Origin of the sequence: Pseudomonas sp. HS-18 (genome assembly GCF_020401845.1) — a bacterium.
GTDB classification, from domain to species: Bacteria; Pseudomonadota; Gammaproteobacteria; order Pseudomonadales; family Pseudomonadaceae; genus Pseudomonas; species Pseudomonas nitroreducens.
On the sequence record NZ_CP084413.1, the window covers coordinates 3,080,884 to 3,095,483 of the forward strand.

At 65.8% G+C, this 14,600-nt stretch carries 12 protein-coding genes; 4 read left to right on the plus strand and 8 right to left on the minus strand.

Annotated features, from left to right (window positions below):
* Positions 1–7: 7 nt before the first annotated feature.
* On the minus strand, positions 8–814 hold the full coding sequence (locus LDJ84_RS14395) for an ABC transporter substrate-binding protein (protein ID WP_037009662.1): 807 nt from the start codon (positions 812–814) through the stop codon (positions 8–10).
* A gap of 106 nt (positions 815–920) precedes the next feature.
* Entirely contained in the window at positions 921–1,586 is a 666-nt protein-coding gene (locus LDJ84_RS14400) for a GntR family transcriptional regulator (RefSeq protein ID WP_024762834.1), read from the minus strand.
* A 683-nt stretch (positions 1,587–2,269) separates the two neighbouring features.
* Between LDJ84_RS14400 and mqo the strand changes: the two genes are divergently transcribed.
* On the plus strand, positions 2,270–3,904 hold the full coding sequence (mqo, locus tag LDJ84_RS14405; RefSeq protein ID WP_065084802.1) for a malate dehydrogenase (quinone): 1,635 nt from the start codon (positions 2,270–2,272) through the stop codon (positions 3,902–3,904).
* 56 nt (positions 3,905–3,960) lie between these two features.
* Here mqo and LDJ84_RS14410 read toward each other — a convergent pair whose 3' ends face one another.
* A complete protein-coding gene (locus LDJ84_RS14410; protein WP_226046504.1) occupies positions 3,961–6,672 on the minus strand; it encodes a cation-transporting P-type ATPase in 2,712 nt (903 codons plus the stop codon).
* A gap of 77 nt (positions 6,673–6,749) precedes the next feature.
* Positions 6,750–7,472, minus strand: coding sequence for a helix-turn-helix transcriptional regulator (locus LDJ84_RS14415; protein WP_024762837.1), 723 nt, complete (start codon positions 7,470–7,472; stop codon positions 6,750–6,752).
* Between the two features lie 217 nt (positions 7,473–7,689).
* On the opposite strand from LDJ84_RS14415, the gene LDJ84_RS14420 reads away from it, so the two are divergent.
* Positions 7,690–8,601 carry a LysR substrate-binding domain-containing protein gene (locus LDJ84_RS14420; RefSeq protein ID WP_024762838.1) on the plus strand — a complete coding sequence of 304 codons (912 nt, stop codon included), beginning with the start codon at positions 7,690–7,692 and terminating at the stop codon, positions 8,599–8,601.
* A 124-nt stretch (positions 8,602–8,725) separates the two neighbouring features.
* Positions 8,726–9,718: an MBL fold metallo-hydrolase gene (locus LDJ84_RS14425; protein WP_226046505.1), complete on the plus strand. Its 993-nt coding sequence runs from the start codon at positions 8,726–8,728 to the stop codon at positions 9,716–9,718.
* Here the strand turns inward: LDJ84_RS14425 and LDJ84_RS14430 are convergent.
* Positions 9,708–10,583 carry a LysR family transcriptional regulator gene (locus LDJ84_RS14430; protein ID WP_084357954.1) on the minus strand — a complete coding sequence of 292 codons (876 nt, stop codon included), beginning with the start codon at positions 10,581–10,583 and terminating at the stop codon, positions 9,708–9,710. The two genes, LDJ84_RS14425 and LDJ84_RS14430, sit on opposite strands and share 11 nt — an antisense overlap.
* Positions 10,584–10,717: 134 nt before the next feature.
* Here LDJ84_RS14430 and LDJ84_RS14435 point away from each other — a divergent pair, with 134 nt between their 5' ends.
* Positions 10,718–11,926, plus strand: coding sequence for a YbfB/YjiJ family MFS transporter (locus LDJ84_RS14435; RefSeq protein WP_226046506.1), 1,209 nt, complete (start codon positions 10,718–10,720; stop codon positions 11,924–11,926).
* Position 11,927: 1 nt separating this feature from the next.
* Here LDJ84_RS14435 and LDJ84_RS14440 read toward each other — a convergent pair whose 3' ends face one another.
* The 3 genes from LDJ84_RS14440 to LDJ84_RS14450 form a co-directional block, all read right to left on the minus strand.
* On the minus strand, positions 11,928–13,193 hold the full coding sequence (locus tag LDJ84_RS14440) for an OprD family porin (RefSeq protein WP_413247451.1): 1,266 nt from the start codon (positions 13,191–13,193) through the stop codon (positions 11,928–11,930).
* Positions 13,190–13,606, minus strand: a complete 417-nt coding sequence (locus LDJ84_RS14445; protein WP_170858678.1) for a DoxX family protein — start codon at positions 13,604–13,606, stop codon at positions 13,190–13,192. Before LDJ84_RS14445 ends, LDJ84_RS14440 begins: the two co-directional genes overlap by 4 nt.
* A gap of 62 nt (positions 13,607–13,668) precedes the next feature.
* A complete protein-coding gene (locus tag LDJ84_RS14450; RefSeq protein ID WP_024762844.1) occupies positions 13,669–14,325 on the minus strand; it encodes a hydrolase in 657 nt (218 codons plus the stop codon).
* Positions 14,326–14,600: the final 275 nt, after the last annotated feature.

The window sequence follows — 14,600 nt, forward strand, 5'->3', positions numbered from 1 at the left end:
CGTTACCTCAGTCCAGTTTGTCGCCTTCGATGTGCCACTTGGCCAGGAGCGCGGCGTAGCTGCCGTCGGCCTGCATGTCCTTGATGATCTGGGTGACGGCTTCGCTGAGCTGCTTGTCTTCCTTGCGGATGCCCAGGCCGGTGAGGATGCGTGCGAAGGCCGGCACGCCGATCTCGAACAGGTCCGGGGCCATGCTCTGGTAGTAGCCGGCGGTTTCCACGGTGGTGCCGTAGGCGTCGGTCTGGCGGATACGCAGGGACTGGAAGGCGTCGGTGTCGGTGTTGTAGACCACCACCTTCATCGGCGGCTTGCCGGCCTTGGCCAGTTTCTCGTTGTGGGCGTCGAGCAGGGTGCGGATGGTCGAGCCATTGAGCACGGCGACCTTCTTGCCGGAGAGGTCGTCCAGGCTGCGGATGCCTTCGGGGTTGCCCTTGCCGACGACCACGGCCTGGCTGGAATACATGTAGTTGACCATGTCGATCACTTCGCGCCGCTCGGGCTTGTCGAACAGCTGGTCCACCAGCATGTCGCACTGGCCGGCGAGCAGCGCCGGGATCAGCCCGGAGAAGGGCGTGATGCGCCAGTCGATCTTCTTGTCGCCCAGGCGCTTGGCGATGGCTTCGCCGAGGTCGATGGTGACGCCGGTGAGTTTCTGGTTGGCGTCATAGAAGCCCATGGGCGGGGAGTCCATGCCGCCGCAGAAAGTGACTTTGCTGGCGTTCTGCAAGCGGTCGGGAATCTTCACTTCGGCATGCGCCAGCGGGGCGGCCAGGCAAAGGGCGAGAAGGCACTGCGGGATCCTGCGTTCGAACATGTTGCTCTCCGGGGTGGGGTTGCCAGGGGCAGTTCAGGGACACAGAAGTACGGGTCTGGGCGCCCGTTGCTTCAAAGGACTTGCGCTTGCTCAGGAGGATTGCGCCTCAGGAGGCTTGTGCTTCAAGGAAATGGGCCAGGGAGGGGATGGTTCCCTCGATGTGCTCGCAGATCACCCGCTCGGCTTCGCGGGCATCGCCCGAGCGCAGGGCGTCGAGGATCACGGCGTGCTCCTCGCGGGCGCTCATGGGCTTGTCGACGTGCTGCAGCCACAGGCGCATGTGCGGCTCGATCACCGAATACAGGGCGGTGATCTGGCGCAGCAGGCGAGGGCGCCCGGCGAGGCTGCAGAGGTATTCATGGAAGGCGCGGTGGCGGCTGACCCACTGCGCGCTGTCGTCGCGGTAGTCGTCCATCTCGTCGAGCATGCGCTCCAGGCGAGAGATGTCGCGGTCGCTCAGGTGCGGCACGGCAATGCGGACGGCCAAGCCTTCCAGGGCGCTGCGCATTTCGAAGACTTCACGCATCTCCTCGATGTTCAGGCCGCTGACGATGGCGCCGCGATTGGGCCGCAGGGTGACCAGGCCTTCGGCGTCCAGGCGCTTGAAGGCACCGCGCACGGGCATGCGGCTCATGCCGATCTCACCGGCGATGTCCTCGGCCACCAGGCGGTCGCCAGTCTTGTAATGGCCGGTGCAGATGGCCTGGAGGAGGTAGTCGTAGGCCTCGTCTTCGGCACTCATCGGTGGGCGGGCAGTGGGCACCAGGCGCATGGGGATGTTTCCTCGTGGATTTTTGGATCCAATTATCCATGCATGCAAATAAGCAGATGCCGTGCCAATGATGGCGAAGTGATTGGAAGTCGGCGGGGTAGAGCGGCGGGCGCCTGAAATTGGCGTAGGAGACATGGAGGGAGAAGGGGCGAAACGGTAACGGATGGGGCTGTTGGTGCGCGCTCGCGGTGCGCTTCGGTAACGTTGTGGTGCAGGGCCGGTGTAGCAAGGGCGCCGCATTTTGTAGGAGCGAGCTTGCTCGCGAAGGATTACCCGGCGATACCGGCGCTGAGGTCGGTTCGCGAGCAAGCTCGCTCCTACAGCTTCGGGCCGGGCTCCGCGTTCATTGGAGAACACACCTACACACAAACCGGCTGGTCGATAGTTGACCAAGACGCTTGGTGAATGGCTGCGGCTTTCTATAGAATGCACAAACGTTTCAGCAGACCATGCATCCCTCCCACAACAAAAGCCAAAGCCGAAGGCTTTGCGTGTCTCTCTGCGCAGGACGTCCCTCATTCCATCAAGCAGGCCTCAGAGCCGGCGGAGGAGGGAACTGAGTCCCGACTCATCCTCGTCATCTGTCGCCTTGCCCATCGCTCGCACGCTGTGCGCCGGGTCCGGCCTTCACGCTGAATGACGCCGGTGGGGAAGGCCAAGCCCTAACGACGAGAAACCTTTCGATGATCAAGAAAGTTAGCGGGGCGCTGCTGGGCCTCGCTCTGGCAGTGAATTGCGCGCCCGCCTTTGCGGATACCAAGAAAGTCGACGTGCTGCTGATCGGCGGCGGCATCATGAGCACCACCCTGGGCGTCTGGCTCAATGAGCTGGAACCGGGTTGGTCGATGGAAATGGTCGAACGCCTCGACGGCGTCGCCCAGGAAAGCTCCAACGGCTGGAACAACGCCGGCACCGGCCATTCGGCCCTGGCCGAGCTGAACTACACGCCGGAAGACAAGGACGGCAACGTCACCATCGCCAAGGCCGTGGAGATCAACGAGTCGTTCCAGATCTCCCGTCAGTTCTGGGCCTGGCAGGTGCAGAACGGCGTGCTGAAGAACCCGCGCTCATTCATCAACTCCACCCCGCACATGAGCTTCGTCTGGGGCGACGACAACATCGCCTTCCTCAAGAAGCGCTATGAAGCGCTGCAGGCCAGCCCGCTGTTCCGCGGCATGCAGTACTCCGAGGACCCGGCGCAGATCGCCAAGTGGGTGCCGCTGATGATGCAGGGCCGCGATCCTTCGCAGAAGATTGCCGCCACCTGGACACCCATCGGCACCGATGTGAACTTCGGCGAGATCACCCGCCAGTTCGCCGGCTACCTGCAGACCAGGCCGAACTTCAGCCTGAAACTCTCCAGCGAAGTCGAGAACATCACCCGTAACGACGATGGCACCTGGCGCGTCGAGTACAAGAACCTCAAGGACGGCAGCGTTACCGAGACCGACGCCAAGTTCGTCTTCATCGGTGCTGGCGGCGGCGCGCTGCGTCTGTTGCAGAAGTCCGGTATCGAGGAAGCCAAGGACTACGCCGGCTTCCCGGTGGGTGGTTCGTTCCTGGTCACCGAGAACCCGACCATCGCCCAGCAGCACCTGGCCAAGGCTTACGGTAAGGCGTCGGTTGGCGCACCGCCGATGTCCGTGCCGCACCTGGACACCCGCGTGCTCGACGGCAAGCGCGTGATCCTGTTCGGGCCGTTCGCCACCTTCTCCACCAAGTTCCTCAAGGAAGGCTCGTACCTCGACCTGCTGGGCAGCACCAACGTGCACAACGTCTGGCCGATGACCCGCGTTGGCATCGACGAGTACCCGCTGGTGGAATACCTCGCCGGCCAGCTGATGCTCTCCGATGACGACCGCCTCGCCGCGCTGCGCGAATACTTCCCGGAAGCCAAGGCCGAGGACTGGCGCCTGTGGCAGGCCGGCCAGCGCGTGCAGATCATCAAGCGTGATGCGGACAAGGGCGGTGTGCTGAAGCTCGGCACCGAGATCGTCGCTTCCGCCGACGGCAGCATTGCCGGCCTGCTGGGCGCTTCGCCGGGTGCATCCACTGCGGCGCCGATCATGCTCAACGTGCTGGAGAAGGTGTTCAAGGACAAGCTCGCCACGCCCGAGTGGCAGGCCAAGGTCCACCAGATCGTCCCGAGTTACGGCACCAAGCTCAACGACAGCGCGGAGAAGACCTACGCCGAATGGAGCTACACCGCCAAGGTCCTGCAACTGGACCCGCCGCCGGCGATCGACCAGGCACCGGCCGTGCAGCCGACCGACGCCGCCCCGGCTGCGGAAAAAGCGGCCAGCGACATGGCGCTCTGACCCCCGCAAAAGAAAACCGGAGCTGATGCTCCGGTTTTCTTTTCTGCGCCTGGAAATTAGCCGCGCGAAGCTTTCCAGCGGCGGATCACCAGTTTCTCCAGTTCCACCGCGAAGAACACCACGATGCCGATGCCCAACGAGATCAGCCAGCCGCTGAAGGGCAGGGCGACCGTATGGAAGGCGGTCTGCATGAAGGGCACGTAGATCACGAAGCATTGCAGCAGGATCAGCGCCAGGGTCACCGTGAGCAGAGCGCCGTTGCGCAGCAGCGCCCAGTTCAGCGAGAACTCCTCCTGCAGGCGGCAGTTGAACAGGTACGCCCACTGCGCGGTGACCAGGGTGTGCAGGATCATGGTGCGGATATAGTCGGTATCGTGGCCGTTGCTGACCAGCCAGGCTTCCAGCAGGAAGGCTGCGGCGGTGAGCAGGCCGCCGACGTAGAGCACCCGCCAGACGGCGAAGCCGTTGAGGATCGACTCCTTCGCGTTGCGCGGCGGCCGGCGCATCATCCCCGGCTCGCCGGGCTCGAAGGCCAGGGCGAAGGACAGGGTGGTGGAGGTCGCCATGTTCATCCAGAGGATCTGCAGCGGCGCCAGCGGGATCACCGCGCCGGCGAGGATCGCCATGACGATCAGCAGGCCCTGGGCCATGTTGGTCGGCAGGATGAACAGCACGGTTTTCTTCAGGTTGTCGTAGACCCGGCGGCCCTCGCGCACGGCGCCGGCGATGGTAGAGAAGTTGTCGTCGGTGAGCACCATGTCGGCGGCTTCCTTGGTCACCTCGGTGCCCTTGATGCCCATGGCGATACCGACGTCGGCCTGCTTCAGCGCCGGGGCGTCGTTGACCCCGTCGCCGGTCATGCCGACCACTTCCTCGTTGGCCTGCAGCGCGCGCACCAGGCGCAGCTTGTGTTCGGGGCTGGTGCGGGCGAACACCGAATACTGCAGGGCGAGGGATTTCAGCTGCGTATCATCGGCCTGCTCCAGTTCCTGGCCGGTCATGGCACGCAGGTCGTTGCCCATGCCGAGCATGCCGGCGATGGCGACGGCGGTGTCCGGGTGGTCGCCGGTGATCATCTTCACCTGGATGCCGGCGCGCTTGCACAGGGCGATGGCTTCGATGGCCTCCGGGCGCGGCGGGTCGAGCAGGCCGGCGACGCCGAGGAAGATCATGCCGTCCTGCACGTCCTCATGATCGATCACGCCGTCATCGGGCTGCACCGGCTTGTAGGCGGCGGCCAGCATGCGCAGGCCTTGCCCTGCGATGAAGCCCATCTCGCGCTCCCAGTACTCGCGGTCCAGCGGCTCGGCGCCGTTGGCGCCCAGTTGCTGGTTGCACATGCGCAGCAGCACGTCCGGCGCGCCCTTGAGGTAGATCAGGCTCTGCCCGGCGACGTCACAGCGGCGCGCCATGTACTTGTAGGCGGAGTCGAAGGGGATCTTGCCGAATTTCTGGAACTCGATCTCCGGCAGGGTCGCCTTGCGTGCCAGGACCTTCAGTGCGCCCTCGGTGGGGCCGCCGACCACGCCCCAGCGGCCTTCTTCATTGAGCTGCAGGCTGCTGTCGTTGCAGATGTCCACCGCGCGGATGAAGGCTTCCAGCGAGCCGTGTTGCGACCAGTCCAGCTCGTCACTGGTGCCGCCGAAGGTGATACGGCCCTTGGGCTCGTAGCTCTGGCCCTCGACGCTGTAGAGACCCTTGGCGAGCAGCACGCTCTTCACGGTCATCTCGTTCATGGTCAGGGTGCCGGTCTTGTCCGAGCAGATCACGCTCATGGCGCCCAGCGTTTCCACGGTCGGCAGCTTGCGGATGATCGCCTTGTTCTGCGCCATGCGCTGTACGCCCAGGGACAGGATGATCGAGACGATGGCCGGCAGGCCCTCCGGCACCGAGGCCACGGCCAGGCTGATCAGCGACAGCAGCAGCTCGCCGAACGGATAGTCATGCCAGAAGAAGCCGATGATGAAGAGCACCACCATCATGCCGACGATCAGCTGGAAGATGCGCTTGCCCAGCTCGGCGATCTGCCGCAGCAGCGGCGTTTCGCTTTCATCGACGTTGGCGATCAGTTTGTTGATGCGGCCCAGCTCGGTGTTCGCTCCGGTCTCGATTACCACGCCGCGCGCATTGCCGGCGCTGACGTTGGTGCCGGAGAACCCGAGGTTCAGGCGGTCGGCCAGCAGCGCCTCCTTGTCCAGCGCGTCGGCCTGCTTGCCGACGGTGAGGGATTCGCCGGTGAGCATGGATTCCTCGACCTGCAGGTGGTGCACGTCGAACAGGCGCACGTCGGCGGGAATCTTGTCGCCGGGACGCAGGATGACGATGTCGCCGGGTACCAGCTGGGCGGCGTCCATCTCGATCTTCTTGCCATTGCGCACCACGTGGGCGGTGCTGCTGAGCATGCCGCGCAGCGCGGCGAGGGATTTCTCCGCCTTGTTCTCCTGGAAGAAGCCGATACCGGCGTTGATCACCGCCACCAGCAGGATGACGATGGTGTCCGTCCAGTGGCCCATCAGCGCGGTAGCCACGGCGGCGGCCAGGAGGATGTAGATCAGTACGTCGTTGAAGTGCCGGGCGAAGCGCAGCCAGAGCGGATCGACGTCCTTGGCCGGCAGCGCGTTGGGACCGACGCGCAGCAGGCGTGCGCCGGCATCGTCAGGGGAAAGGCCTTCCGCGCTGGTTTGCAGGTCGGCCATGGTCTGCTCGACGCTCTTGCGGTACCAGTCGGTGGCTTGCGGTTTGTGGTCGGTGGTTTGCGGTGCAGTCATGCTCTGACTCCCGGCTCCTGCCTGTTGGGAAAGTGGGACTGCACCCAGATTAGACGGTGGGGATTGCACCGGGCCTGTCATATCTCAAGGTTCGGCGGATCCTCGCTGAGCCGTTGCTGAATAGCGTGGGATTTGTCATCAGAGGTAGGGATTGGCGTAGCAATGGACTCAGTGCGTGTTCGGGGCAGCATCGCTCCGGGCCGTGGTGAGGTGGGCGAAACCCTCGCGAACGGAGTCCGTTCCTGCAAGGTCGATGGCTCCAGTTCCCGCGTTCCGCCCACCCGGCTGGCTTGCCGCCAGCGGTTCGGCGTGCAGCCCACGAGCTTGCGGAAGCTGCGGCAGAAGTGCGACTGATCGGCGAAGCCGCATTCCTGCCCGACCTGGGAAATCGGCGCGTCGCCGCTGGCCAGCAGCTCGCGGGCGCGGTCGATGCGCAGGCGCAGCGCCCATTCCCGCGGCGCGAGGCCGGTGGCCTGCTTGAACGCACGGGAGAAATGGCTGCGCGACAGGCCGCACTGCTCGGCGACATCGGCGATGTACAGGCGGCTGAGCAGGCAGCCGGCGAGGATTTCCTTGGCCTTGCGCTCCTGCCAGGGGGCGAGGGCGAGGCGTTCGCCATCGCTGCGCGCGTCGTTGCACGGATCCGGCATGCGGTAGTGCTCCAGCAGATGCCGGCAGAGGCGCTGGCTGGCTTCGTGCACGCCTTCACCGGGGGACTGCAGTTGCTCCATGAGCTGCAGGACCAGGCGGTGTGTCGCAGGGGCGAGCATGGTCGCTACCTGGTGGGCAGGTGCGGGCATGATGTCTCTCTTCTCGTCGGCTTCCAGTGGCGGCAAAAGCCGCCTTATAAAAAGGAAAATTCAAGGTAAATCAAGGTGATCCGATGCTCAATCGAATTCGCCGGAGGCAGCGCTTTCAAGCACATCCGTCCAAGAAAAACCTCGTGGGGCATGGTCGACTGGCGCGACCCTCATCTTGTGCCAAGATGCCCAATTCCACAGCCCCGAGCGACCAGCCATGAACCGAAACGACCTGCGCCGCCTGGACATGAACCTGCTGGTGATCTTCGAATCCCTGATGCTGGAGCGGAATTTGACCCGCGTCGGCGAGAAACTGTTCATCACCCAGTCCACTGTCAGTGCTGCGCTGGCGCGCCTGCGCGACCTGTTCGACGACCCGCTGCTGGTGCGCGCCGGCCGCGCCATGGAGCCCACCAGCCGGGCGCTGCACATCTTCGAGGAGTTGCGGCCGGCGATGGATGTGATCTCCGCCGCGGTCAGCCGCGCCAAGTCCTTCGAGCCCCAGAGCAGCTGCAATATCTTCCGCCTGGGCCTGTCCGACGATGCCGAGTTCGGCCTGTTTCCCGCGCTGCTGGCGCGCTTGCAGCAGGAGGCGCCGAACATCACGGTGGTGGTGCGCCGGGCCAATTTTCTGCTGATGCCGGCACTGCTCTCGTCCGGCGAGATCACCGTTGGCGTCAGCTACACCACCGACCTGCCGGCCAACGCCAAGCGCCGCAAGCTGCGCGATATCGGCGTGAAGGTGCTGCGCGGCGACGACCGCCCCGGCCCGCTGACCCTGGACGAATACTGCTCGCGGCCGCACGTGATGGTGTCCTTCTCCGGCGACCTGAACGGCGCCATCGACCTGGACCTGGAGCGTATCGAGCGCCGCCGTCGGGTGGTGCTTGCCGTGCCGCAGTTCGGCAGCCTGCGCGCGCTGCTGCGCAACACCGAGATGATCGCCACCGTGCCGGACTACGCCGCCTGCGCCCTGGTGGAGGACAGTTGCCTGCGCGCCGAGGAGCCACCCCTGGAGATCAAGCCGGCGGAGCTGTCGATGGTCTGGAGCGCCGCCCACGACAACGACCCGGCCGAGCGCTGGTTGCGCGAGCGGATGGTGGAATACATGAGCGCGGCGGTACCCTGAATCCCGCTATCCGCTATCCGCTATCCGCTATCCGCTATCGGTATGCTTCCGACACAGGCGTCCAAGAATCGGGCGGGCAAAACGGAGCAGCATGGCGCCATCATCTTCCAAGGAGGCGCCCGCCATGCCGGCATCCCGCAGCAACCCTTGCTTGACGCTTTTGGCCAGCACACTGCTGGTCTCCACCGTTGCCTGGGCCGAGCCTCCGGCCGCGCCGAAGACCCAGGCGCCGGGCTATTTCCGCCTGGCCGTGGGCGATTACGAAGTCACCGCGCTGTACGACGGGTACAACGATCTGTCGCCGGGCCTGTTGCTGGGCCTGAGTCGCGAGCGCATCGGTGCTCTGCTGGCGCGCAGCGCCATGGGTGACGAGCGTGTGCAGACCAACTTCAACGCCTTCCTGGTCAATACCGGCAAGCACCTGGTGCTGGTGGACAGCGGTGCCGGCCAGTGCATCGGCGGCACCGCCGGGCACCTGCCGGAGAACATGAAGGCCGCTGGCTACGCGCCTGAACAGGTGGACAGCATCCTGCTCACCCATATGCACCTGGACCATGTCTGCGGCCTGGTGGACGGGCAGGGCCGGGCGCTGTTCGCCAACGCCACCGTCTACGCGACCCAGGCCGAGGCGGATTACTGGCTGGACGAGAAGCGCCGAGACCAGGCGCCGGAAAAGGCCCGCGAGTTCTTCCAGGTGGCGCAACAGTCGCTCGCGCCATACCGAGCCACCAATCGCCTGCGGACGTTCGTGCCACCGGCCTCGCCTTTGCCCGAGCTGCAGACCGAGGCCACCAGTGGCCATACGCCGGGCAGCACCAGCTACCGCTTCGAGTCCGGTGGAGAGGCTATCGTCTTCATCGGCGACCTGATTCACAACGTCGCCGTGCAGTTCGCCCACCCGGAGGTGGCGATCCGTTTCGACACCGACCCGAAGCAGGCGGTGAAGGCTCGCGAGGCGGAGTTCGGCGCGCTGGCGAAAAACGGCGCCTGGGTGGCCGCCGCGCACCTGCCGTTCCCTGGCATCGGCCATATCACCCGCGACGGCAAGGCGTACAACTGGGCACCGGCGGTTTACGGCCCGTACCAGCGTGCGCAGGAGGTGCCGTTCATCCAGTGACAGGCAGGGCGAAAGCCTGTGCGATGGCATCGATCACTGCCCGCACCCGCGCCGTATGGCGCACGTCCTTGTGGGTGACCAACCACACGTCATAGGGCAAGGGCGGGCGCTCCGGCCACAGGCGGACCAGGCCGCCCGCCTCACCCATTGGCAGCGGCAGTTCGCCCACGCCGAGGCCGCAGGCCAGCGCGCGGCGGACCATGAAGCCGGAGGTGCAGGTCATGGCGATGCGCCCGCGGATGATCGGCTCGGAGGCGAGGAGCAGGTCCTTGCCGGCATCCAGATATGGCTGGTAGACCACCAGGTCGTGCCCGGCAAAGGCGGTTCCCGGCTCGGGTATGCCGCGCTCCTCGATGTACTGCGCGGAGGCGAACAGCCCGCTGCCCCAGCGCGCCAGGCGCCGTACGATCAGGTCGGGGTTCTCCGGCTGGTGGGTGCGCACGGCAATGTCGGCCTCGCGCTTGCTCAGGTTGAGCATCTGCGTGGAAGTCTGCAGCTGCACCTCGATCCCCGGCTCCTCGCGGTGCAGGGCGGCCACGGCGGGGATGATGTAGTCCGTGGCGAAGGAGTCGGTGGTGGTGACCCGCACCACGCCACTCATGCGCTCGTCCATGCCGAGGATCTGCCGTTGCAGGTCGGCGGCGGAGGACTCCATGGCCTGCGCCGCGGCCATGGCGATCTCGCCCGCGGCGGTCAGACTGTAGCCGGCCGAGGTACGCAGGAAGAGCGTTGCCTCCAGCGAGCGTTCCAGCGAGGCCAGGCGCCGGCCCACCGTCGCCTGGTCCACCGCGAGCACACGGGCGGCGCCGCGCAGGGTCTGTTCGCGGCACAGGGCGAGAAACACCCGGGCGTCGTCCCAGTTCATCATGGTGATTTTCCTTTGATGCAGAAATGCAAACCTGGAAAGAAAACTCGCTGCATTATTTCATCTTCTCGCGACTTTATGATCTCCCCATTGTCAAGCAACGGCGCCGCCCCGACGGCGCGATAGGGGTTGTCATGAATACCGATGCTTCCCGCCTCGCCAGCCGAGGCTCCCTCTGGTTGCCGATCTGGGCCGGCCTGTGCGCCAGTCTGGTCGGCATCGGCCTGGCGCGTTTCGCCTACACGCCACTGATTCCGGCGCTGATCGAGGCGCACTGGTTCTCGGCCTCGGCCGTGGTCTACCTGGGGGCCGCCAATCTCGCCGGCTACCTGGTCGGCGCCCTGGCCGGGCGCCCGCTGGCGGCGCGTTGGTCGAGCGCCGTGGTGCTGCGCGGCATGATGCTGCTGGTCACGCTGTCGTTCTTCGCCTGCGCCTGGCCGCTGAACCAGGCGTGGTTCTTCTGCTGGCGACTGGTCTCGGGGATTTCCGGCGGGGTGATCATGGTGCTGGCCGCCAGCACCATCCTGCCGCAGGTGGTCGCCAGTCGTCGTGGATTGGCCAGCGGAGCGATCTTCCTCGGCATCGGCCTGGGCATCGCCGCTTCCGGCACGCTGGTGCCTTTGTTGCTGGCGCTGGGGCTGGTGCAGGCCTGGCTGGGCCTCGGCGCGCTGGCCCTGGCGCTCAGCCTGAGCAGTTGGTTCGGTTGGCCACGGGAGCACGCCCACGTCCAGGCGCACAATGTCGCGGCGCCGCGAGCCTCGGCAGGCGTCTACGTGCTGTTCGCCCAGTACGCATTGATGGCGTCTGCGCTGGTGGCGCCGATGATGTTCCTGGTGGACTACGTCGCTCGCGGGCTGGGCGCCGGCACTCACAGCGGCGCACTGATCTGGACACTGTATGGTGTCGGTGCCATCGTCGGGCCGGTGGTCTACGGCTTCCTTGCCGATCATCTCGGGGCGCGGGCAGCGATCCGCCTGGTGCTGGTGGCGCAATTCATCGCCCTCGGCCTGTTGCTGGAAACCGGCGACCTGCGCCTGCTGGGCGTCGCCAGTCTGGTGATCGGTTCGTTCCCGCCGGGCATTGTGCCGCTGGCCCTGGCGCGGGTGCATCAACTGGTGCCTGGCCACGCTGCGCAGAATGCCACCTGGAGCCGTGCGACCGTCTCCTTCGCCAGCTTCCAGGCCATTGCCGGCTACGCCTACTCGGCGCTCTTCACTGCGAGCCAGGGGCACTACGCGTTGCTGTTCGCGGTGGCCGCCGGAGCCATCGTCCTGGCGCTGCTGATGGAATTGGCGCTGCTGTTCAGGGCATCGTCCGCAGTGGCTGAAACCGCCCATGGCTGAGTCAGAACGCGCCCTTGAGCGGATACTCGATGATCACGTAGAGGCGGTCGATATCCGCTCCGCCCTGGGCGTCGTTGGCGCGGTGCGAGACTTGCGCGAAGCTCAGGGCCAGGTCTTTGGCCGGACCGGACTGGACCACGTAGCGCAGGTCCAGGTCGCGTTCCCAGTGGCGCCCGCCGTCGCCGTAGGTCGGCTGGCAGGTGGCGCCCTCCAGGGGGTTGTAGGCACCCCCGCACGGGGCATGGGTGCCGTCGATGCCACTGCCGCGTACGTAGCGCGCGGACAGAGTCAGGCCGGCAAGCCCGGCGCTGGCGCCGTCCCACTGGTAACGCGCTTGCCAGGAGTGCTCACCGGGGCCGTTGAAGTCGGCGTACTTGATGGAGTTGGCGAGGTAGATGGAGTCGCCGCCGACGAAGTCGAAGGGTGTGTCGCCGTTGACTTTCTGGTAGGCAAGGCTCAGTGCGTGGCTGCCCAGGGCGACCTTGCCCAGCAGGCTCCACGCCAGGGTGTCGATGTTGCCGGCGCGGGCGCTGCCGGTGTCGCCGGTCTTGTACAGGTTGGCGTCCACCGACCAGCGACCGACTCGGCCATTGAGGTTGGCGTAGCCCTGGCGCCAGACGTCGTCCAGTTGGCTGGCATAGAGTGCACCTCCCCAGTTCGCATCGGGTGCGCTCCAGGTGGCGCCGGCCAGGCTCAGGCCGCCGAAGCGGGTACTGGCGCCGTAGCCTTCGAACTCGCCGTGGCTGGAGCTGGAATTCTGGTTCTTGAAGGCGGTGAAGCGCCCGGCTTGCAGGCGCAGGCCCGGCAGGCTCCTGTCGTCGAGAAACCAGCCGGTGGCGTACTCGGGTTGCAGGCGCTTGTCGCCGGTGTCGAATACCGGCGTCTCCACTTCCATTTCGCCCCAGGCCAGGCTGGTTTTTTCGTGCATCAGACGCAGCGCGCCACCCGCATCGGAGTAATCGCTCTCGCTGCGGCCGTCGCTGTCCAGCGGTAGCAGGCCGGTGCCGGCGTGGCCGCGCCCGCCATCGAGCTTCAGGCCGAGGAAGGCATGGGCATCGACGCCCAGGCCGATGGTGCCGGGCGTGACGTCGCTGCTGAACTTGCCGATGAAACCCTGCGCCCATTCACGGCGCAGGCTCTGGCCGTTGGGGCCGGGGCTGCGGTAGTCGTTGTCGAGGAAGTAATTGCGCGACAGCAGCGACCAGTCGGCGGCGTGGACCGGAACGCAGGCGAACGCCAGGGCGCAGGGAAGCAGGGCGTTTCTCACGGTCCGGGCTCCGTGTGGAGGGCGCCAGGGCGGGGCAGGGCGAGGCGATAGCTTCCCGGCCCGGCAATCGCCAGACCGGCGAAAAGAATCAGCATCCACCAGGCGAACTGGCCTTCCTCCAGCGACCACTGCGGGTGCACGAACACCAGTGCCACCAGCAGCACGGCGATCACCGGCAGGCAGGCGAGGCGGGCGAACACGCCGAGGATCAGCAGGATCGGGCAGAGCACTTCGGCGAACACCGCCAGCACCAGGGTTGGCGCAGCGCCGAGGCCGAAGGGGTCTTCGATGTGCTGCAGCTCGCTTTGCCAGTGCAGCAGCTTGGGCAGCCCGTGGACCTGGAGCAGCAGCAGGGCGGCGGCAACGCGCATGAACAGCAGCGCTAGCGCGCCGGAGCGGTCGGGGGTCGGCATGGTGTCGTCAATCCTGCAAATGAAAAAGGGGCGGCAATGCCGCCCCTATCCGGTGCCCGGGCTCAGTGGCCTTCGCTGGCGTTGAACATGGTCTTGGCGTAGATCAGGCCCAGGCCGTAGGCGCCGCCATGCTCGATGGAGGTCTTCACCGTGGCATCGTAGGTCTCGCCGCGGGCCCAGTCGCGTTGCAGCTCCAGCAGGTACTGCAGGGAGGTCATCGGGCGGGCACCCAGCTGGATCATTCGTTGCAGGGCCATTTCGTGGGCCTCGGTGGAGACGTCGCCACAGGCGTCGGCGATGACGTAGACCTCGAAGCCCTGGTCAATGGCCGACAGGGCCGGGCCGACGATGCACACGGAGGTCCAGAGGCCGGCCAGGACGATCTTCTGCTTGCCGAACTTGTTCACTTCCACGGCGATGCGCGGGTCTTCCCAGGTGTTCATGCTGGTGCGGTCGATGACGTTGTGCTCGGGGAAGACCGACTTGATCTCGTCGAAGATCGGGCCGGAGAAGCTCTTCTCGGCGACGGTGGTGAGGATGGTGGAAACGTCGAACTCCTTGGCCGCCTTGGCCACCAGGGCGGCGTTGTTGCGCAGGGTCACGGCGTCGATGGACTTGGTCGCGAAGGACATCTGCGACTGGTGGTCGATCATGATCAGGGTGTGGTCGGTGGGGTTGAGCAGGGTCTTGCCGGGAACGGCTTTGGCGATGGCGGTCATGGCGATGGTCCTTGTGGATGGCGTGGGTGGATGAGGTTCGAGTGGTCGATGGGCCCGGACTGCCGTAGCCGGTGCCGAACCGTGGACGCATCTTTGCCGATCGGCGAAAGGCGCGGAACAGACAGCCTTGCACGGCTACTTTGCAGTTCTGCAAGGCCCGCCCGAGGGCGTTGATGGGCAGACTATGGTTCCGCCGCCCCGCCATTTATTGGACCTGTGTGCTCGGCCCGCATGGCGGAGAATGATGCAAACGTGCGATTCGCCGTCGTGGCGAA